The organism is Reyranella sp., from assembly GCF_044224635.1.
GTDB lineage: Bacteria > Pseudomonadota > Alphaproteobacteria > Reyranellales > Reyranellaceae > Reyranella.
Genome location: NZ_JBGAKA010000013.1, coordinates 38,842 through 59,156, shown reverse-complemented (window position 1 = coordinate 59,156; position 20,315 = coordinate 38,842). Strand labels below are relative to the sequence as shown.

Sequence of the window (20,315 nt, the reverse complement as noted above, 5' to 3'; positions counted from 1 at the left end):
TGCCGTCATCCAGTGTGTCAACGACAGGGCCTGCGTTGTATGGCCCAGGAATCAGCAGCAGCGCGAGCCGGTGTTGCCCCTGCCTGCCGGCATGACTTCATTTGGCCGAAGCGGAGCCTGACGCTGCGGCGCAGGTGAAGGTTGGTTGTACTGGTGCATTTTACTGTCGGAGGATGTAAACACATCGGCATGACGTCCCAGCGCTGTTCCCGGTGTCCCAATCCGGAAGTGGCGAAAATCTTCTGGCAGCCGCAACTGTCACTCACTGTGAGGCCGCGCCCTGACGAACGGTCGATCGGGAGCCGATTGGGACGCCCGGAATGACTCGAGGATGGCGGGCATACCAAGCAGCACACAGGTGACCAGGCAGCACGTTCAACGCCTGCGCGTGGCTCGGGCTCGACATCACGCGGCGCCTGCTCGAGCACGGGGAAGATGACGCCGAACGGCCTGTCGGCTGCGAATGTCGAGCTGCGGGTGGTGATCATAGGGTGACGCTGTCGATCGCCGGCGCACCCGGCAGGACCGCATCAAGAACCTTTCGGCTCTCGGTTGCACGGCAATTGTCGTCCTAGATCGAAAGGGCGCCCGTGGCGAGGCCGTACAGTCCGCCGATCGCCACGGCAACGACCACGCCGAACAGGAGCCATTCGACGCGCGTGAACACAGGCAGGCCCCGCTCACGCCTGGCGACGAAAAACAGGATGCTGCCCGGTGCATACAGCAGGGCGGACAACATGAGGAACTTGGCTCCGCCAGCGTACAGCATGGCGGCTGTATAGATGGTGGCGATCGCGCCGCGTACCCAGTCGACGGTGCGGCTGCGTCCGACGCCTCCGTAGGTCTCGCCGGTCCAGGCGAGCTTGAGCCCATAGGCCGCGACGAACAGGTAAGGAAGCAGCGTCATGGCGCTCGTCATCTTGAGAGCCAGGCTGAAGGCATACTCGGCGAACCAGGAGAAGACGAGGAAGGCCTGAATGACGGCGTTGGTGAGCCACAGCGAGGCAGCCGGCACCTTGTTCTCGTTCTCGCGCGCCAGGAAGGCAGGCATGCTGCCGGTCTGCGCCGCCGAGTACATGACCTCGGCGGCCAGCAATGACCAGGACAGATAGTTGCCGAGAACGGAAACGAGCAGCCCGATGCTGATGAAGATCTTGCCCCACGGGCCGACAATGGCTTCGAGGACACCAGCCATCGAGGGAGAAGGCAACCCCGCCAGGTCGGGACGCAGCAGCACACCGAACGACAGCATGGTCACCAGGATCAGCAGACAAAGGACGCCCAGGAATCCCAGCACAGTCGCTATGCCGACATCCTCCCGTCTTTTCGCATAGCGCGAGTAGACGCTGGCCCCTTCGATGCCGACGAACAGGAAGACTGTCACCAGCATCGAATTGCGCGCTTGGCCCGTCACGTTGGAAAAGGTCGGCTCCTCGCCGCCCCAGAAGTTGGCCGCAAAGACGTCGGCCCTGAACGCCGCCACGGCGACGACGATGAAGAGGGCGATCGGCACGATCTTGGCGAATGTCGCGATGGTGTTGATCGCCGCGGCCTCCTTGATGCCACGCAACACCATGAAATGCACTGCCCACAGCAACACCGACGCCGACACGATGGCAGTCGCCGTGGTGCCATCGCCGAACACCGGAAAGAACAGGCCCAGCGTCGCTTTGATCAGGACCAGGCAGGCGGTATCGGCAAGGCAGGCCCCGAACCAGTAGCCGACAGCAGAAGCGAAACCTGGATAGTTGCCGAAGCCCTCCTTGGCGTAGGCGTAGATGCCGGCGTCGAGGTCCGGCTTGCGTCGTGCCAAGGTCTGGAACACGAGCGCCAGCATCAACATGCCGACGCCGGCGACGGTCCATGCGAGCAGCGCCCCCAAGCCGCCGGTCGCGCGTCCAAAGGCCGATGGCAGCGCGAAAATGCCCGAGCCGATCATCGACCCCACCACCAGGGCGATGAGCGCGCGCAGTGTAAGCTTTTGGGCGTCCGACGGGTTCACACCCGCATCCTAGGGTGAACCGGCGTCGTTTTGGTTGGCACCCTGTCCCTGGACTGTTCGCTGTGTCCCAAAGCGCGCTCGGGCCTGGATGCGCTGCTGTGCCTGTCGTCGATTCCGTTCTTTCATTCGCCGATCGCCGTCGTGTCCCTGCTGTTCGGAGGCTGTGCCATGCTGCGATGGCACTGGTGACGTGCAAAGCCGGGTAGGGCCGGTTCGGTGGAACCAGGCCTCGGCGCGACGCCGCCTAGCGGCTGTCAGTGATGCTCGTGAGCTTTGATCTGTGAAGGGACTGTCTCAGCAGCGCCCGAAGACTCCCGCCCGTGGCCATTCCCACGAGATAGGTCAGCCATGAGCTCGATGATCGGCAACGGTGTCAAGGGGAGGCCGTGACGGAATTCGCGCTAAAGTAGCAGTGGGTGCGATGTGGGACGCTGGGGACAGGCTTGGAACGACAGGCTGACGCTCGAAGAAACCTCGATCATACAATGCGAGTGCCGAAGGGGGAGGCCCACGCGCTCGATGCCGCCTGTCCTGCGCCGACCGGGTGCCGTGGCTCTCGCCTGCCGGCAAAACGGTGCAACGCAGACGACCGTCGACATGGCGCTGCCCCCGTCCCGGATGCTACGCTGTTGTCGGCACCGCCGAAACACCATGGCAGCAGGGTCCGGCGCTGGGAATGGAGGATTGTTCCTGATGGCGGCGGACCGAGCTCTCAAGACCATGGTCGGCATGATGCTGGTCATTCTGCTGTCGGTCGCTGCCCAGCAAGCGAGCAGTGTCCTGGCGCCGCTCGCGCTCGCGCTCTTCATCATTGCGATCGTCTGGCCGGTACAACGCTGGTTGCAGGCACGAATGCCGAAGCTGCTGGCGCTCGCCATCACCATCATTGTCACAATCTCGGTCTGCATGGCCTTCGCGTCTCTTGCGGTCTGGGGGTTTGGTCGGGTCGGGCGGTCGCTGGTTGCCGATGCCGGGCGTTATCAGGCGCTCTACAACGAGCTGATCGTCTGGCTCGAAGCGCGGGGGTTCTCGCTGGCGGAGGTCTGGGCGGACTACTTCAATGTTTCCTGGATGCTCCGTGTCCTTCAGCACCTCGGCGGACGTATCAATACGGCCTTGACCTTCTGGATCGTCACCCTGGTCTACGTTCTCCTGGGATTGCTGGAAGTCGATGACATGCGCCGCAAGGTCGAGGCGTTGCGCAATCCGGAAACGGCGCGCTTCCTGCTGACGGGTGCGGCGTCCGCTGCCGCCAAGTTCAGGCGGTACATGCTGGTGAGGACGCTGATGAGCGCCTTGACGGGGCTGCTCGTGTGGGTGTTCGCCTGGGCCACTGGCCTGTCGTTCGCGGCCGAATGGGGAGTGATTGCCTTCGTGCTGAACTACATCCCGTTCCTGGGCCCGTTCATTGCAACCCTGTTCCCGACCCTGCTTGCAATCAGTCATTTCGACACTTGGCAGGCCGCCTTGGGCGTTTTCGTCTGCCTGAATGTCATTCAGTTCGTGGTCGGCAGCTACGTCGAGCCGCGAGTCGCCGGCAACCTGCTGTCGATCTCTCCCACGGTCGTGCTGTTCGCGATCTTCTTCTGGACATTCCTGTGGGGTCTCTTCGGCACTTTCATTGGCGTGCCGATAACCATCGCCATCCTGACCATCTGTGGCGAGCATCCCTCCGCCCGCTGGCTCGCCGATCTGCTCGGCCGACCGCCGGACAAGGCTATCAAGCGAGCAGTTTGACCGCCTCGTTTCCGTACGCCGGCGATGTTCAACCGTTGAAGGCCGAAAAATGAGCCATGACTTCCTGATCATGAAGCCGGCGGGGGTGTTCTGTCGCCGCAGGACCTGCGCGAGGAGATGCTGGCGCTAGCTCAATTCATTGACGCAGGGACGCTTCGGCGCATCATGGCAAGGTGATCGAACGCCAGCTCGACCTTTTCTCGGACATCGACGTGCAGACGGCGTCGCACGCGCAGCACAGCACGCAACGGCCCGTCATCGCTGCAGACCTGGACGACGCGGCGTTGATTGCCGCGATCCCCAGGGCAAGCCTCGTCGACAGCGCCGCGCTGGCCGCCGAGGCCGCGCGGCGCCGGCTCGCTGCAGCCGTACCGGCCCTGGCGGCGCTTTGCCGGCGCTTCACCGGCTTCGGCGCGGATCGCCCCGTGCGGGAACAAGAATCCGCCCTTCGCGCCCTTGCGGCAATCGGCGGTCCCGAGGCGACCCAGGCGGTATCTGGGATGATCGGCCGCGCAGTGGTGCAGGGCCCGACACTGGTTATCGCGGCTACCGCAGCCGCCCAGATGAACGCCACTCTGCCGGCCGAAGTTCTCGGATCGCTGTTCCGGCACCCCGATCCGGTCGCGCGGGCTGCCGCTTGCCGCTGTGCTCGCCCCCTTCCGGAAGTCATGACTCTCCTCGTCGGTTTGCTCGGCGACCACGACCGGACGGTCGCGAGCTCGGCGGCGTGCGCTCTGGGACGAATGGGTCGCAGCGAAGCCCGCCCCGCTCTCAAGAAACTGCTGCGCGAGCAGCCCTCCAGGGAGATCGTCGAGGCGGTGGCGGCGATCGGCGACGAGGAGTGCATGGTCCTGCTGGGCCGGCTCGCCCGCGAGAGGCCGGCCTTTGCATCGGCAGTGCTCGACGCTCTCGAGAGCATCGATCATCCTCGGGCGAACGTGATTGCGGCAGCGGTTCGACGCGATGCGAAATCCGCAGGCGGAAGGGGCTGATCGCGACGGGCTGCTTCGCGACAGCACGCCGGTCCACTGGCGTGGAACAAGCTTGGGAATTCGTTGTCAGCTCTTAGTCGCGCTGCGATGCCGTCCCCAGCGGCGCCAGTACCGGCTTCTGCATTGACCGCCGCGCCGCCGCCGTGCGCATGTCCTCGGTCACCACGCGCACGCGGCTGTTGTAGGCGTGGCGGATATGGGCTCGCGCGGCCTCCTCGGCGCGGGGCGGGTCGCGGGCCAGGATCGCCTCGACGGTCTCGCTGTGCTCGCGGTCGGCCTCGGTGATGCGGTCGGGGGCGTGGTAGGTGGTGCGGCCCAGCAGCGGCACGAAATTCAGCAGCGCCCGCAGGCTCTTCAGCAGGAAGCGATTGTGGGCGGCGCGGTAGATCTGTTCGTGGAACGCCTGGTTCTCGCGCGCGTGCGCCCGTGGATCGGCGGGCAGGGCGCGCATGGCCTCGAGCATCGCCGACAGGATGCGCCGCTCGGTGGGATCGGCATGCTCGGCGGCCAGCGCCGCCGCGGCGCCCTCGAGCCGCTCCCGCGTGGCGTAGAACTCGCTGAGGGCGCGCAGGTCGTAAAGCGACACCTGGAGCCCGCCGGTGGAAGCGGGTTCGAGCAGCCCTTCGGCCAGCAGCCGATGCATCGCCTCGCGCACCGGCGTCCGGCTGATGCGCAGCCAAGTCGACACCTCGGTTTCCATGACCCGTTGGCCGGGCTCCAGGGCACCGTCGCGAATGGCCTCGTGCAGGCGCTCGTAGGCCCAGTCGCTGCGGCCGCGCGGGCCGGGCCGTCTGTCCTGCGGGTCGTTGCCGAAGGCGTCGAGAGTCATTTGGTCGAGGTTATGCTCACAACCGAAGTCCTTCAAGATAAATAACTATACTGATGTATACATACGTACATTGACGCATGCGCCAGCCCGCTGCACCATGTGGGCAAGAGAGCGAAGAGAGAAGGAAGGGGAAACGCGATGGCGAACGCCGCCGAATACGATGTCATTGTCGTCGGCGCCGGGAATGCCGCGCTGTGCGCCGCCTTGTCGGCGCGTGAGCAGGGCAGCCGGGTGCTGATGCTGGAGAAGGCGAGCGAAGAGGAGCGCGGCGGCAACTCGACCTTCACCGCCGGCGGATTCCGGTTCGTTCATGCCGGGCTCGAGGATCTGCGCGGTGACGTGCTGAGCGACCTGTCCGACGCCGAGGCACGGCAGATCTATATCCCGCCGCTGCCGGCCGATCTCTACATGCACGACCTGATGAAGGTGACCGAGAGCCTCTCGCAGGAGGATCTGGCCGGCCTGCTGATCGGCCGCTCGCGCGAGACCGTGATGTGGATGAAGAGCAAGGGCGTGCGCTTCATTCCGATGTTCGGCCGCCAGTCCTACAAGGTGAACGGCATCCACCACTTCTATGGTGGCGTGAACATCGAGGCGGTCGGTGGCGGCTGGGGCCTGGTCGATTTCCTGGTCAAGGCGGCGGAACGCGCCGGCATCGAGATCCGCTACCGCACCGGCCTGCGCAAGCTCCTGCAGGAGAAGAGCGGCGCCGTCTCCGGCGTGCTGGCGTTCGGCCCGGACGGCTATGAGGAGATCGGCGCCCGTGCCGTCGTGCTGGCCTGCGGCGGCTTTGAGGCCAACCCCGAGATGCGCACGCGCTATCTCGGCTCCGGCTGGGAACTCTGCCGGGTGCGCGGCACCAAGCATAACACCGGCGACGGCATTCGCGCGGCGCTCGACATCGGCGCCCAGGCCTATGGCGGCTGGTCGACATGCCATGCCGTGCAGTGGGACATCAGCGCGCCGCCGTTCGGCGATCGCGTCGTGCTCGACAATTTCCAGAAGCATTCCTATCCGCTCGGCATCGTGGTCAACATGGCGGGCGAGCGCTTCGTCGACGAGGGCGCCGACTTCCGCAACCACACCTACGCCAAGTACGGGCGCGAGGTGATGAAGCAGCCGCAGCGCGCCGCCGTGCAGATCTTCGACAGCAAGACAATTGGCATGGTGCGCGACGAATACCGCATCAAGCAGGTGACCAAGGCGGAAGCGAACACGCTCGAGGAGCTGGCGCAGGCCCTCGAGATCGACGTCGCGGGTTTCGTGCGCACCGTCACCGGCTACAACGCCGCCTGCCAGCCCGGCGACTACAATCCGGCCATCCTCGACGGCAAGCACACGGCCGGCATCACGCCGCCGAAATCCAACTGGGCGCTGCCGATCAACGAGCCGCCCTATTACGGCTTCGTCGTGACCTGCGGCATCACCTTCACCTTCGGCGGGTTGCGCATCTCGACCGATGGCGAGGTGCTGGACACCACCGACGCCGTCATCCCCGGCCTCTATGCCGCCGGCGAGCTGGTGGGCGGCATCTTCTACCAGAATTACCTCGGCGGGGCCGGCCTGATGTCGGGTTCGGTGTTCGGCCGCCTCTCCGGGCGCTCGGCCGGCCAGTACGCGCAGCAGCCGGCGCGCGCGGCGGCGGAGTAGCGCGATGCCCCAGCTTGCCGGCAAGGCCTATCTGATCACCGGCGGCGCGAGCCTGATCGGCTCGCCCCTCGCCGACGCACTGTGGCGGTCATGCCGTGCCGAGCCCAAGGCAGAAATGCTACTGGAGTGGCGCGGTCCCAGCGATGAGTGACTCACCGGCACGTGCCATTGCCCGGTTCGCCGCCGTGCTTCGCTACGACGACATTCCACGCGCCGTGCGCGAACGCGCGCAGGTACAGATTCTCGACGGGCTCGGCGTCGGCTTCGCGGCCAACGCCTATCCGTTCGCCGACAAGGCCATCGCCGGCATCCACGCACTGGGCGGTGACGGCGCCTGCACGGTGGTGGGCCGCCGCGAGTGCCTGCCGCTGCGCGATGCCGCGCTCGCCAACGGTATCCTGATCCACGGCCTCGATTTCGACGACACCCATCTCGAAAGTATCGTGCATGCCACGGCGGCGTGCCTGCCCTGTGCGCTGTCGCTTGCCGAAGCGCTCGACTTGCATGGCCGCGATCTGCTCATCGCCTACGTTGCCGGCATGGAGGTGGCGATCCGGCTCGGCGCGGCGGTGAAAGGCGGCTTTCACCATGCCGGCTTCCACGCCACGGGCATCGTCTCGCATTTCAGCGCCGCCGTTGTTGCCGGCAAGCTTCTGGCCCTCACCGAGGATCAGCTGGTCTCGGCGCAAGGCATCGCGGCCAGCTCGGCATCGGGCGTGCAGGTGTTCCTGGAGGAGGGCGCCTGGACCAAGCGCTTCCATCCGGGTTGGGGAGCGGTGGGCGGTATCACGGCGGCCTATCTCGCACGATCGGGATTCGTCGGCCCGAGCCGGCCCTACGAGGGCAAGTTCGGACTGTTCCAGACTCATTTGCAGGCCGAGGCCGCGACCGTCGATGGCACGCGCCTCGCCGCCGGGCTCGGCAGTCGATGGGAACTCGCCGAGACCGCGATAAAGCCCTATCCGGTCTGTCACTTCATCCATGGCGCCGCCGATGCCGCGCTCGCCTTGCGGGCGGAGCTTCCTTCGGTCGATGCCATCGCCCGCGTCAGGGTCCTGCTGCCCGAGCCGACGCTGCCGATCGTGGCCGAGCCGTCGGGCGACAAGCGCCGACCGCAGACCGACTACGCCGCCAAGTTCAGCGCGCCCTTCGTGATCGGCACCTGCCTCGTCCACGGCCGCTTCGGCCTTTCCGAACTGAGGCCGGACGCGCTGAAGCATCCCACCGTCCTCGCGCTCTGCGAGCGGACCGAGTGCGCGCCCGATCCGGACACCGCCTTCCCGGCCTACTTCTCGGGCGGTGTCGAGCTCGACCTGAACGATGGCCGTCGCTTGCGCCGCCACGTGCGTGTCAACAGCGGCGCCGGCGAGCGGGCGCTCTCGGTAGAGGAAGCCTCGGCGAAGTTCATGGCGGCGGCCGGCACGGTGTTGAGTGATGCGGCAGCGAGCCGGGCGCGCGACGCGATCCTGTCGATTGATCGGCGACCGGTACGCGCGACGACCGGATCGCTCGGGGTTCATGGTCTTCCAGACCGCGAACGTCCCGCTCGCTCAGAGTCATGAGCAAGCGGGACGTTCGCGGTCTGGAAGACCATGAGGTTGTCACGCTTGTGGCGTCTCGGCTGGTCTCGTGGCGATGAGCGACGGCCGGGACGAGATGCCGTCGAACCACCTCGCGAGGACGGGAGCGTCGCTGCGCCAATCGTCCGACGGGTAGCGCCAATCCTGGTAGCCGCAGGCGACGGCGATCGTGATCTGTGCGAGATCGAAGTCCATGCCGAACTCGGGTGCGCGCTTGTCCAGGGCGACCAGGCAGCGCAACGAGCGGTCGCGCATCTTGCCGATGAAATCGTCCGAGCGCTCGCGCTCCTCGCGCAGCAGCTCGGCGCGGCGTGCGATCTGCGCCTCGATCACGGCGTTGGCGACCGAGACGTCGGCCAAGGCGCGCCAGCGGGCCGCCCCTTCGCGGGCCAGCAGGCGATGGCCGCCCAGCTCGCCGTTGATGTAGTCGCAGATCGCATGGGATTCGACGAGATGGAGATCGCCCACCACCAGGGCTGGAATGCGCTCGACCGGCGTGTCGTGCGGGAAATCGCCGGGATGGGCGACCCGGCGGGTGCCCCAGCTGTGCGGCCACCGGGTCTGCACGAGCTCGAAGCGATCACGCAGCCCGAGCTCGAGGATCGAGACCACGACTCGCCGGACCCAGGGCGAGGCGGGCGTAACATAGAGCCGCACGGCGTTTCTCCTGCACGATGGAGCGGCGAGCTTGGCAGGGCCGCGGCGCCGGCGGCAAGATGGACGTGCAGAGGGAGTGCCTTGGCGTGACAGGAACGAGCTTCGACATTGCCGTGATCGGCGGCGGAATCGCGGGCCTGACGGCGGCCCATCATGCCGCACTCGCGGGAGCTTCGGTGGCGCATTTCGTCGAGCTCGGTATGACAGGCGGGCTGGTGCTGAACGTGGGCGCGCTCGATGGCTGGCCGTCGGCCGGTCCGATCGGCGGCGCGGACCTGGCGGCAGGCCTGTTCAGCCGCAACGAGGAGCTCGGCGTCACCCTGGTTCCGTCAGCCATCGATCGGATCGAGGGGCGCGCGGTCAAGACGTTGAGCGGGCCCGACGGCACGTGGCAGGCGCGTCAGGTGATCGTCGCCACCGGCGCCCAGCTGCGCACCCTCGACGTGCCGGGGGCCGAGCGGCTTGCCGGACGCGGCGTGTCGCAGTGCGCCTGGTGCGACGGCGGCCTCTACCGCGATGCCGAGGTCGTGGTCGCAGGCGGCGGCGATGCGGCACTCTCCGAGGCGATCCATCTCGGCCAATATGCGCGCGCCGTGACGATCGTGACTCGCGGCGAGATGTTCCGCGCCCGGCAGCATTACGTATCGCGCATCGCCGATGACGAGCGCTTCCGCCTGCGCTGGGCGAGCGAGATCGTCGAGGTGCTGGGCGAGAGCGGCGTCGAGGCCGTGCGCGTGCGCGACCGCGAGGCTGGTGCCGAGGAGGTGATCGCCTGCAGCGGCCTGTTCGTGTTTGTCGGGCTTGCGCCGAATGTCGGCCTGCTGGGATCGCACGTCGCGCGCGATGCGGCCGGCTTCGTCGTCACCGATGCTTCCTTCGAAACCGCGCTGCCCGGCGTGTTCGCGATCGGCGCCGTCCGCGCCGGCTACGGCGGCCGCCTCACTCACGCGGTCGCCGAGGCAACCAGCGCCGCCGAGATCGCCGCCGAGCGCTGTCGGGAGTGAGCACTCGCTGAGCAATGATCCCTCGTGCGCTCGGGATGACAAAGCCTTTGTCGTCCCGCCACCGACGTGCGTGGTGTTGCCGATGCCCGGCGCGCCGTAGGTGACTTTTCCGGGCTCGGCACGCGCCGCGGCCAGGAACCGGTCCATGGTCTTGAAGCGCGACTCGCCGGCCACGATCAAGCGGAAGCCCTGCGAGCGCGTGAGCACGGTGATGGCGGTGAAGCCCTCGACAGGGTCGTAGGGTATTCGACGCATCAACACCGCGTTGGTCGTGTGCCCACCGGTCGTGTATAGCAGGGTCGCCGCAGGTCTCGCCCGGCTCGTTGAGATACTCCGGCCGCGCGCTCGTGGTCTGGCGGGTCTTCTGCAGGCGGCCCATCGAGATGGCGTTGATGCGTGTCCGGCCGGCACGCGACAGAGGGGGCAGGCATGGGGTTGCTTGCGGCTTCCTTGTTCAGATATAGCCGCCGCGGAAGCTGATCAGCGGGTCCTTGGTCGAGGCCGTGAAGGCCACCACGCGACCCAGCGCGATGATGGTGCCGTGTCGCTCGATCAACTCGTCGAGCCGGCAATCGATCACGCCGACGGAGTCGACGAGGGTCGGTGCACCGGTCTTCAGCTCGGCCCAGGCGCCGGGCAGGAACCTGTCAGCGCCTTTCAGGGAGCCGCCGCCGCCGAACTCCTTGACCATCGCCTCCGCCCCCTTGGGCACGTAGTTGATGGCGAAATGATTGCCGTGCCGAACTGCGGCCAGGGCTGAGGTCGTGAGACCGATCGATACCATCATCATGGGTGGGCTGGCCGAGAAATGCGTGGCCGACAGGGCAAGAAATCCGGCCGGCCCGTCCACCCCCTTCGCCGTCACGATGGCCACGCCGATGGCGCGGCATCCCTGCGCTTTCCAGAAGGTCTTTGCGTCGATTTCGTCGGTCATGCGGTACTCCTTTGCAATCTACCATAGCAAAAACGAAGCCGCCTGGACCGGCAGGCGCCTGCGGTCCGAATGAACGGATGACATGCTACAGTCGCGCAACACGAGGAAACACCATTGCCCACCTACGACGTGATCGTTGTCGGCGCCGGCCCGGTCGGTCTCACCCTGGCCATCGACCTTGGCCGGCGCGGCGTGCGCTGCCTGCTGATCGAACGCAGCCCGACGACGCTGCCCTACCCGAAGATGGATCGCTCGAACGCGCGCACCATGGAGTTCTACCGCCGCCTCGGCATTGCCGACCGGGTGCGGGCGCTTGGCTATCCGGCCGACAACCCGATGGACGTCTTTCTCACCCGCCGGCTCAGCGAGCCGCCGATCGCGGTGCTGAAATACCCGTCGGTCGGCGAACGCCGCCAGCAGATCGCCGAGAGTCCCAACGGTGCTTTCCTGCTCGAACCGTATCAGCTCGTCTCGCAGAACAAGCTCGAGCCGCTGTTGAAAGAGGTGGCGGAGGGCACGCCCAACATCACCGTGCGTTACGGCTGCGCTCTGGAGGACTTTACCCAGGATGATTCAGGCGTCACGATCGAGGCCTCGACCGTCGATGGGACGCGCGAGAAGTTGCAGGCAAAATATCTCGTCGGCTGCGATGGCGGCACGAGCACGGTGCGCAAGAAGGCCGGCATCAAGCTCGAGGGGCAGGGCCGCATTCGCGCCCTGGTGCAGGTGATCTTCCGCTCCCCTGATCTCTATGGGAAGATCGTCACCGGGCGCGGGCGGCACTACAATTTTGTTGATATCGATAGCACGACCCTGATCGCCCAGGGCTGCCGTACCGAGTTCACCCTGCACAGCTCGCTGCCAGCCGAGACTGATTTTCGACCGGTGATCGAGCGGCTGGTCGGCTTCCCCTTCACCTGCGAGATCACGCACGTCATCCGCTGGCATCACAATCTGCTGCTGGCCGAGCACTATCGCGACCGGCGCGTGTTCCTGGCCGGCGATGCCATCCACCTGGTGATCCCGAGCGGCGGCCTCGGCATGAATACCGGCGTCGGCGACGCCTTCGATCTGTCCTGGAAGCTCGCCGGCACGATCCGGGGCTGGGGCGGGCCGGGCCTGCTGGACGGCTACGAGCGAGAGCGCCGGCCGATCGGGCGGCGCAATGTCGACGCCGCCGGGTGGGCCGCCGCCGGCGTGCCGATCTGGCGCAGCCAGCTGACGCGCGAGGCCTGGGACGACACCCCGGAAGGCGCGGCGTTGCGCGCGCGGCTCGGCGGGTTGTTCGAGATCGGGCATCGGCGCATGCACGGCATGGTGGGCGTGGAGGCGGGCTACTCCTACGCCGGCTCGCCGCTGATCGCCGACGAGCCCGGCAACACGGCCGAGTGGGAGGTCAGCCGCTACGATCCCAAGGCGGTGCCCGGCGCGCGCATCCCGCACATGTGGCTGGCCGACGGCCGGGCGATGCAGGACATCCTGGGCGACGACTACACGCTGCTCGATCTGAAAGGCGACGCCGATACCGCCGCACTGGAGGCTGCCTTTCGCGCGCGCGGCGCGCCGCTCGAGGTCATCCGTCGCGACGAGCCGCGCGTGCGCGGCGTCTACGGCGCCAGCCTGTTCCTGCTGCGGCCCGACCTGCACATCGTCTGGCGTGGCGATGCGGCGCCACACGATCCAACAGGGCTCGCCACGCTTGCCACGGGTTGGGCGGCGGAAGCGAACATGCGGCACGCAAGACCTGTCGAGGCCAGCGCCGGCTGACTTTGGAAGATTGTCCTGTTGGCTTGCGTCGCCTGTCGCTCAAGCGCTCTCCGCCTGAGCACCCTGATGGACGAAATCTGCCGGATCGCCACCGAAGCCGGAATCGCCGTCGTCGGCGAGCAGAGCGAGTTTCCGCGAGCGGGTTCCCTCTTCGGCTACGGTGGTCGAGTGGCACCTCGCGAGGCCGTTTGCGTCAGTTCAACCCGTAGAACTTCATGGCGCCGCCTGCCATCACCTTGTGCTGCGACTCGGGCGACAGGCCCTTCATGCGCTCGCGGATCATGTCGGGGGCGCCGGGGAAGAAGCCGTCGCGGTGGGGATAGTCGGTCGCCCACAGGATCTTGTCCGGGCCGATATACTCGGCGAGGGCTCCGATCGAGCCCTCCACCGGTTCGAAGGAGATCCAGCAGTTGCGCCGGAAGATGTCGCTCGGCCGATTCTTCAGGCCGGAGTCGTTGAAGCCCTGGTCGTCGAAATGGCGGTCCATGCGGTCGAGCCACGGCGCGATCCAGCCGCCACCCGATTCGAGGAAGGCGACGCGCAGCCTGGGATGGCGCTCGCAGACGCCGCCCCAGATCATGCTCATGGCGGCGAGCATCATCTCCATCGTGTGGGAGATGATGTGCTGGGCGCCGCGGCCGTCGAAGCGGTCGACGCCGACCGTCGGCATGCCGCTGTTGCCGCCTTCGTGCAGGCCGATGCAGAAGTCGAGCTCCTCGGCCTCGCGCCAGAATGGTTCGTAGTCGGGCGAGTGCAACAGGCGGTCGGCGTAGGGATTGGGCCGCAGGAAGCCGCCGCGGAAGCCCAGCTCCTTGCGGGCGAACCGCATCTCCCCGATCGCCGCGTCGATCGACTGCAGCGGCAGCATGGCGATGCCGAACAGCCGGTCGGGATAGGGCTTGCAGTAGTCGGCGAGCCATCGATTGTAGGCCCGGCACATTGCGGCGGCAAAGGCGGGATCGGCGACCGAGCCCGCGAACAATCCCAGGCTGGGATAGAGGAAGGCGGCGTCGATACCGTCAAGGTCCATGTCGGGAATGCGCGCGTGCGGATCGAAGCCACCCTTGCGGCCGTCCTTGTAATCCATCGCGTTGGCCTGGACGACGCCCTGGCGGGCGCCGACGCCGCCGATGCCGCCGAAGCCGGCCTTGCTGCCCAGCAGCTTGTCCTCGAGCAACAGCTTCTCGCGACCGTTCTCGTCCCGGACCAGTTTGGGCGCGCGGGCGCGATAGGCCGGGTCCATGTAGTCGTCCCAGAGCGTGAAGGGCTCCAGCACATGTCCGTCGGCATCGATGACGTCGTAGCTGCGGCTCATGTTCCCTCCGTCGGGCGTCTTCGACTTGCGCCTGTCGGCAAGGGTCCCTCGCGACGCCAGGGATGACAACAGTTTTCGTCCCGCTCAGTCGCGCCGCGGTTCGCCGTGCAGAGGGAGCGTCGTGCCTCCGCGAGAAAGTGGTCGAGGAAGGCGGTTCGCTCTCGCGACGTCACTTCTTGCGCTTGCGGCGAGGCCTGAGCGACGGCGAGCCGTTCTCGATCAGCCGCTGATCGTAGGCTCGTTGCCGGGCCTCCAGCATGTGCTTTCGGGCCAGGCGGTCGCACAGCTCGTTCACGCCGAACCGGTCGCGGCGCTCCCGGCCACTATGGCCCTTCACGTGCCTGGTCTTGAAAATCAGCTCATGCCGGCTCTTCAGGGTGAGAAGCACCTCGATGGCTTCCTTCTCCAGGTCCGTGCGCGGCAGGCGCCCCGTCGGCGCGTCATGCGTCACCAGGCGCAAGGCATGCTCGTTGTCGATCTCGAAGAGGATCGTGTCGCCCATCGCTGCGACCTCCGACCGGAGGGTGCTCGCGAGCGCACAGGCCGCCGCCATGATCTCTGCTTCATTGCTGCCGTTCGCCATTCGGCGGAACGCCCCGGAGAACTGGACACCCCATTGCACGCGTTCGCTCTTGGCCCACGCACCCCAGCCGCCGGCCCTCGTCTTTGGACACCATGAGGCATCGGAGAATACCGTCACCAACATGGCGCGAAAGGTCCCTCGCTGCGCCTGGGGATAACAAGAGGCTTGTCGTCCCAGAGCGGGCCGGCGCTACTCGGCCGCCTGCGCCTCGGCGGCGTCCGGGCCCATCTGCTTCATCGCTCCCCCATAGCGGTCGTTGAAGGCCGTCGTGTCGATCTCCTCGAGCCCGATCTCGCGATTGAGAACCTGCTCCTTCCATTTCAGGAGCTTGGGATGCGCCTCCTGGAACTCGGGCATGACTTCCTTGGCGAACAATTCGAGCGATTCACAGATGTGCTCGTGGGTGTTCTTGCCGGCCTGGTTCAGCAGCACCACCTGGTCGATGTTCGACGACTGGAAGCGGCGCAGCTTGCGGCGGATGGTTTCGGGCGAGCCGATCAGGCCGCCGCGCAGCGCCGCGGCGTGAAGGTCCGGGTTGGCCTTCTTCCACTTGTTGTACTCGTCCCACATGTTGACGGTGCTGGCGGGCGGGCGTCGGCGGCCCGCCGACTGGCCGTAGAAGCGCAGCGAGAACTGGAAGAAAGTGTCGCCGTCGGCTCGCTCGCGCGCCTCCTCGTCGGTCTTGGCGCACATGAAGAAGGAGACCAGGGCGATGTTCGGGTTGGTCCGGTAGTCGGCGAGCTTCTTCTGCCGCTTCACGAAGGCGTTGTAGTAGGCGTGCACCCAGGCGTGCGCGGCGTCGGCCGAGACGAACTGGAAGCCCAGCGCCCCCATGCCCCATTCGCCGCACTTGGCCAGCGTCTCGAGCTGCGAGCAGGCGACCCACAGCGGCGGGTGCGGCTTCTGCAGCGGCTTCGGCACCACCTGGCGCAGCGGCATGTTGAAATACTTGCCCTGGTGCTCGGTCGGTGCGTCGCCGAACATCGGGATGATCGCCCGCACCGCCTCCTCGAAAATCTCGCGCTTGCTCTCCATCGCGACGCCGAACGGCTCGAGCTCGGTGATCGAGGCGCTCTCGCCCATGCCCATCTCGCAGCGGCCGTTCGACAGCAGGTCGAGGGTCGCAATGCGCTCGGCGACCCGGGCCGGATGGTTGGTGGTGAGCTGGACGATGCCGTGGCCGAGCCGGATCTGCCTGGTTCGCTGGCTGGCGGCCGCCAGGAAGGACTCCGGCGCCGGCGAATGGGAATATTCCTCGAGGAAGTGGTGCTCGACCTGCCAAGCATGGTCGTAGCCCAGCCGGTCGGCCAGCTCGATCTGCTCCAGGGCATTCTGGTAGAGCCGATGCTCGTCCCCCGCCTTCCAGGGCCGCGGCAGCTGCAGCTCGTAGAAAATGCCGAACTTCATGGGCCAATCCTCCTGCAGGCCAGCATGCCCGCAAATCGCCCCATTGCAATGACGTGGAGGAACCAGATTTCGCTGCGAGGGTCACGGTCTCCCGGACCGCGGGCGCCACGCCCGCTCATGGGCGAGACGCCCGCGGTCCGCATGACCATGACCCTCGCGAGACGCCGCGATTTTTGTCACTATCGGTCATCGCCACGCCGCTGTTGTGGCGAGAATTGTCGTCGGTCCGGTGCCGAAGGAAGACGTCATGCGGTTGCTGACCGCGCTGCTGCTGCTGGGTGTCGTCGGATTGTCGGGATCGACGCCGCAGCTTCGGACCACCACCGAGCCGCTTGCCCACGACGCCTATATCTGGCAGCGCGCCTGGACGCCGCCGGTGATTGCCGCCGTCCGGGGCTCGGCCGATCTCGTGCGCGCCTGGCGCGTGCTGCTGGCCGAGGCCGACCGGTCGGGCCGCTGGGCCGATGTCGCCGTGCCCTGGAAAGACCTCGCGGGCGCCGGGCGGCCGGTCGTGGCCGTGGTCCGAATCGACGGCCGGCTCGACGAGGCGCGGATCGGCGCGCTGGTCGACCAGATCGTGGCCAGGGTCGCGACGGCCTCAGGTGCCGCGGCGGCGGCCGGGTCGGGAAATGCCCTTACCGGCCTGGAGATCGACTACGATTGCCCGACCGCCAAGCTTGCGACCTATGCGCGCTTACTGGCCGGGCTGCGCAGCCGGTTGCCGCGCCCGCTGGCGCTGTCGATCACGGCGTTGCCGACCTGGCTCAATTCCCGTGCTCTGGAATCCCTTGCGCCGCCGGTGGACGAGATCGTCCTGCAGGTTCATGCCGTCGAGGACCCCCGGCGCGGCCTGTTCGATCCGGCGCGCGCCGAGGGCTGGATCCGGGAATTCGGTCGCCGCATGGGTCGGCCGTTCCGGGTCGCCCTGCCGGTCTATGACGTCCGCGTGAGCTGGCACTCCGACGGCCGTCTGGCGAGCGTCGAGGGCGAGGCGCCCTTGTTGAACGGCGCGCGTGATGGCGCCGTGCTGGGGGCCGCGCCGGAGACCATCCTGCGCTTCCTGAACCGGCTCTCGGTTGCTGCGCCGCAGGGGCTGGTCGGCATCGCCTGGTTCCGGCTGCCGACCGATGCCGATCGGCGCGCCTGGAGCCTCGCGACCTGGCGGGCGGTGATCGGCGGCGCATTGCCACCGCGCCAAATCGGCGCCTCGCTTGTGCCGACCGAACGAGCCGACCTCTGGTCCGTCGCCTTGTCCAATGACGGGGCGACCGATGCGCTGCTGCCGCGCCAGGTCCGGCTCGACAAGGCCTGTTCGCTGGCGGACGGCGCCAACGGGTTCCGGCTCAGGACGGCCGGCGCGAGCGGCGACCGGTCCCTGATCCTCGAAGCGGCAGGCGGAGGACGCCTGCGCGCTCATCGCACGCGTGTCATCGGTTGGGCTCGTTGCACCCAGCCTCGGAGCGAACTGGATGTCATCGAATAAGATCGTCGTCGGCGCCCTGCTGGCCGCCGCCTGCGTGAGCGTGGCGCTCGCCTGCGGGCCGAACTTTCCCTGGCAGTTGCTCGACAACCGCGACCAGACCGTCGCCGATCCGGTCGGTCTCGGTTTCAATTTCGAGGCCTCACGTCTGGTGGCCGCGCCCAAGGACAGGCTGCAGCTCGTCGAGCCGCACGATCCGACCTGGGGCTACGACGACAGGACGGCGCCGGAGGTCATCACGTCGGAGCGTGCCGAAGCGGAGTCCGATGCCTGGCAGGGGCTGATGACCGACGCCAACCTCGATGTCCAGGCGCGCTTGGCAAAGCTCGAGGCGGCCCGCCGCGCCGACGACGGCGAGGCGGTGCTGGTGGCCGGCCGGGGGCTGCCGGAGGCCGTGCTCGACTACATCGCCGGCGCCGTCGAGTTCCGCGCCTTCAACTTCGAGGACGCGCTGCGCTGGTTCGAGGCGATCGACCGCCTTCCGGTCGATCAGCGGCGCCTTCGCGAGGTCGCTTCCGCCTATATGCAGGGCAGGATCCACCAGCGACTGGGTGAGTTCGCGAAGGCGCGCGCCGCCTTCCAGGCAACGCGCCGCCTCGCCGAAGCGGGAGCGCCCGATCCGCAGGGCCTCGCCGTCGCCAGTCTCGGCGAGGAAGCGCTGGTCGACCTCGTCGAGGCCGGCCTGTCGAAACCCGAATGGGCCATTCCGCCGCTGACCGCCGATGAGGCCGCCCGGCAGAGGATGATCGCGGATGCCGTTCGGCTCTACGCCGAGCAGGCCAACCGCGGCTCGAAGATGGCCCTGCTGTCGTTGCGGGAAGTGGTGCGGTTGTTGCTCAAGGATGAAACCGAGCTGAAGCGCGCCGCTGCCGATCCGCTGATCCGTCGCCTGCTGGTTGCCTACGTGCTTGCACGCGACGGCGCGACTATCTGGGACGAAGGGCCTTACGGCAACGACAGCGAGTCGGTCGTCAGCATCGGCGCGGCGGTCGTCGCCCAGCCAGCGCCTCCACCCGGGCCGGATCTCGACCGCCTCGCCGCGCTCGCCTACCAGACCGGACGTTACGAGCTCGCCGAGAAGCTCACGGCGCAGGCCGCAGGGCCGCTCGGCTTATGGATCCGCGCGAAGCTGGCGTTGCGTCGAGACGATCGGGCAGCGGCGATCAAGGATTGGGTCGCCGCGTTCGCCGCACTCGAGCCGCCGAATGCCCAGCCGGCGATCGATCCAGACACGCAGACCCGGTTGCGCGGGGAAACCGCCGTCATGAAGATCAGCCAGGGCGAGTATCGCGACTCGCTCACCCTGCTGTTTCCGGCAGCCGCGACCTACTGGGGCGACGTCATCTACATCGCCGAACGCGTCCTCAGCGTCGACGAGCTCAAGACGTTCGTCGACGCGTTGCCGCCGGCGCGGCCGGCACCGCCGCCGAACGACGCCGAATGGGGTTACCGCGTGCAGCCGATCCCGCAGCTGCGCGAGCTGCTCGCCCGCCGGCTCATTCGTGTCGGGCGGATTGCCGAGGCGATACCCTATTTCGACACCTCGGCGGATCGCGAGTCCAATCGGCCGCGCAGCGACGACAACGCCACCCAGGAGGAAGCGCGCATTTATCTCGCGGCGGTCGAGGCGACGCGTCCAGGCTGGCCCTTCGACTGGCCGTGGCAATGGGTCGATCGAGCCGAAGCGCTGTTCAAGCTGTCCGTCCTGACCCGACAGCGCGGCATGCAGCTGATGGGCACGGAGGGGCCGCCCGACGAGGCCTCGATGGGCGGCTCGTTCCCGTCTGGCATCGGCCAGGCGAGCCCGAACGGCTACCGCGACACGCCGAGCAAGCTGCTCGGGCCCGACGAGGTTCGCCGCTTCGAGGCGAGCGCGCCCAAGCCCGAGACGCGTTACCATTATCGCGGCGTCGCCGCCGACCAGGCGCTGGCCGCGGCCGACTACCTGCCGCAACGCTCGCAGGCTTATGCCGCCACCCTGTGCTGGGCCGCCCGGCACGCCTTCGCCAGCGCCGATCCGGCCAAGGCCGAGGCGATCTATCGCCGCTATGTGGCGACCGGCGCCTACCAGCCGTGGACCAAGAACTTCGGCCGCGAGTGCGCCGAGCCGGACTTCGCCGCCGCCGGCACCTTCTGGCAGCGCCGCGTCGAGACCTGGGCCTCGCAAACGGTCGGTTCGGTGAAGCGGCATCCCGTCATCGTCGCCGGCGCGGTGATTGCGGTTGCCGCGCTGCTGGTGGTGCTGCTTCGGGTGCGGCGGGCCCGGCGCGTGACTGCGGGGTGACGCTCGAGTTCTCCTCCCCAAGCTGTGCTTGGGGAGGTGTCTGCGCAATCGTGGACGGAGGGGGCATGAATCACGGGAGGGGCCTATGAGCCCT

The 20,315-nt window shown here is 67.4% G+C and carries 16 protein-coding genes and 1 pseudogene; 9 read left to right on the top strand and 8 right to left on the bottom strand.

Going from position 1 to position 20,315, the window contains the following annotated elements; genetic code table 11:
* Positions 1–571: 571 nt before the first annotated feature.
* On the bottom strand, positions 572–2,002 hold the full coding sequence (locus tag ACILR9_RS14070; protein WP_395710560.1) for a basic amino acid/polyamine antiporter: 1,431 nt from the start codon (positions 2,000–2,002) through the stop codon (positions 572–574).
* A 693-nt stretch (positions 2,003–2,695) separates the two neighbouring features.
* Here ACILR9_RS14070 and ACILR9_RS14065 point away from each other — a divergent pair.
* Complete coding sequence (locus ACILR9_RS14065) at positions 2,696–3,739, top strand: AI-2E family transporter (RefSeq protein WP_395710559.1); 1,044 nt, start codon at positions 2,696–2,698, stop codon at positions 3,737–3,739.
* A gap of 173 nt (positions 3,740–3,912) precedes the next feature.
* Positions 3,913–4,731 carry a HEAT repeat domain-containing protein gene (locus ACILR9_RS14060; RefSeq protein WP_395710558.1) on the top strand — a complete coding sequence of 273 codons (819 nt, stop codon included), beginning with the start codon at positions 3,913–3,915 and terminating at the stop codon, positions 4,729–4,731.
* A gap of 73 nt (positions 4,732–4,804) precedes the next feature.
* Here ACILR9_RS14060 and ACILR9_RS14055 read toward each other — a convergent pair whose 3' ends face one another.
* Positions 4,805–5,560 carry a GntR family transcriptional regulator gene (locus ACILR9_RS14055; protein ID WP_395710557.1) on the bottom strand — a complete coding sequence of 252 codons (756 nt, stop codon included), beginning with the start codon at positions 5,558–5,560 and terminating at the stop codon, positions 4,805–4,807.
* Positions 5,561–5,698: 138 nt separating this feature from the next.
* Here ACILR9_RS14055 and tcuA point away from each other — a divergent pair, with 138 nt between their 5' ends.
* The 3 genes from tcuA to ACILR9_RS14040 are packed head-to-tail and all read left to right on the top strand — an operon-like array spanning position 5,699 to position 8,772.
* Positions 5,699–7,210, top strand: a complete 1,512-nt coding sequence (gene tcuA / locus ACILR9_RS14050; RefSeq protein ID WP_395710556.1) for an FAD-dependent tricarballylate dehydrogenase TcuA — start codon at positions 5,699–5,701, stop codon at positions 7,208–7,210.
* Positions 7,211–7,214: 4 nt separating this feature from the next.
* Entirely contained in the window at positions 7,215–7,361 is a 147-nt protein-coding gene (locus ACILR9_RS14045; protein ID WP_395710555.1) for a hypothetical protein, read from the top strand.
* Positions 7,354–8,772 (top strand): MmgE/PrpD family protein, encoded by a 1,419-nt coding sequence (locus ACILR9_RS14040; protein ID WP_395710554.1) that lies wholly within the window; start codon positions 7,354–7,356, stop codon positions 8,770–8,772. The genes ACILR9_RS14045 and ACILR9_RS14040 overlap by 8 nt, the downstream gene beginning before the upstream one ends.
* A 39-nt stretch (positions 8,773–8,811) precedes the next feature.
* Here ACILR9_RS14040 and ACILR9_RS14035 read toward each other — a convergent pair whose 3' ends face one another.
* On the bottom strand, positions 8,812–9,447 hold the full coding sequence (locus tag ACILR9_RS14035; protein WP_395710553.1) for a glutathione S-transferase family protein: 636 nt from the start codon (positions 9,445–9,447) through the stop codon (positions 8,812–8,814).
* Positions 9,448–9,533: 86 nt separating this feature from the next.
* On the opposite strand from ACILR9_RS14035, the gene ACILR9_RS14030 reads away from it, so the two are divergent.
* Complete coding sequence (locus ACILR9_RS14030; RefSeq protein ID WP_395710552.1) at positions 9,534–10,451, top strand: NAD(P)/FAD-dependent oxidoreductase; 918 nt, start codon at positions 9,534–9,536, stop codon at positions 10,449–10,451.
* A 72-nt stretch (positions 10,452–10,523) separates the two neighbouring features.
* Here the strand turns inward: ACILR9_RS14030 and ACILR9_RS14025 are convergent.
* Together ACILR9_RS14025 and ACILR9_RS14020 are read right to left on the bottom strand one after the other, a co-directional pair.
* Positions 10,524–10,862, bottom strand: a pseudogene (locus ACILR9_RS14025) (tripartite tricarboxylate transporter substrate-binding protein); the annotation flags it as partial.
* 43 nt (positions 10,863–10,905) lie between these two features.
* Positions 10,906–11,385, bottom strand: coding sequence for a flavin reductase family protein (locus tag ACILR9_RS14020; protein WP_395710551.1), 480 nt, complete (start codon positions 11,383–11,385; stop codon positions 10,906–10,908).
* Positions 11,386–11,499: 114 nt separating this feature from the next.
* Here ACILR9_RS14020 and ACILR9_RS14015 point away from each other — a divergent pair, with 114 nt between their 5' ends.
* Positions 11,500–13,152 carry an FAD-dependent monooxygenase gene (locus ACILR9_RS14015; RefSeq protein WP_395710550.1) on the top strand — a complete coding sequence of 551 codons (1,653 nt, stop codon included), beginning with the start codon at positions 11,500–11,502 and terminating at the stop codon, positions 13,150–13,152.
* 193 nt (positions 13,153–13,345) lie between these two features.
* On the opposite strand, the gene ACILR9_RS14010 is transcribed toward ACILR9_RS14015, so the two are convergent.
* The 3 genes from ACILR9_RS14010 to ACILR9_RS14000 all read right to left on the bottom strand — a co-directional run bounded on the left by ACILR9_RS14010 (position 13,346) and on the right by ACILR9_RS14000 (position 16,457).
* The gene (locus tag ACILR9_RS14010) at positions 13,346–14,467 is read right to left on the bottom strand and encodes an amidohydrolase family protein (protein ID WP_395710549.1); all 1,122 of its coding nucleotides are present in this window, start codon (positions 14,465–14,467) and stop codon (positions 13,346–13,348) included.
* Positions 14,468–14,636: 169 nt separating this feature from the next.
* Positions 14,637–15,173: a ribonuclease HI gene (locus tag ACILR9_RS14005; RefSeq protein ID WP_395710548.1), complete on the bottom strand. Its 537-nt coding sequence runs from the start codon at positions 15,171–15,173 to the stop codon at positions 14,637–14,639.
* A gap of 66 nt (positions 15,174–15,239) precedes the next feature.
* Complete coding sequence (locus ACILR9_RS14000) at positions 15,240–16,457, bottom strand: LLM class flavin-dependent oxidoreductase (protein ID WP_395710547.1); 1,218 nt, start codon at positions 16,455–16,457, stop codon at positions 15,240–15,242.
* A 247-nt stretch (positions 16,458–16,704) separates the two neighbouring features.
* Between ACILR9_RS14000 and ACILR9_RS13995 the strand changes: the two genes are divergently transcribed.
* Together ACILR9_RS13995 and ACILR9_RS13990 are read left to right on the top strand one after the other, a co-directional pair.
* Entirely contained in the window at positions 16,705–17,940 is a 1,236-nt protein-coding gene (locus ACILR9_RS13995) for a DUF3142 domain-containing protein (protein ID WP_395710546.1), read from the top strand.
* The gene (locus ACILR9_RS13990) at positions 17,927–20,221 is read left to right on the top strand and encodes a hypothetical protein (RefSeq protein WP_395710545.1); all 2,295 of its coding nucleotides are present in this window, start codon (positions 17,927–17,929) and stop codon (positions 20,219–20,221) included. Before ACILR9_RS13995 ends, ACILR9_RS13990 begins: the two co-directional genes overlap by 14 nt.
* Positions 20,222–20,315 lie beyond the last annotated feature (94 nt).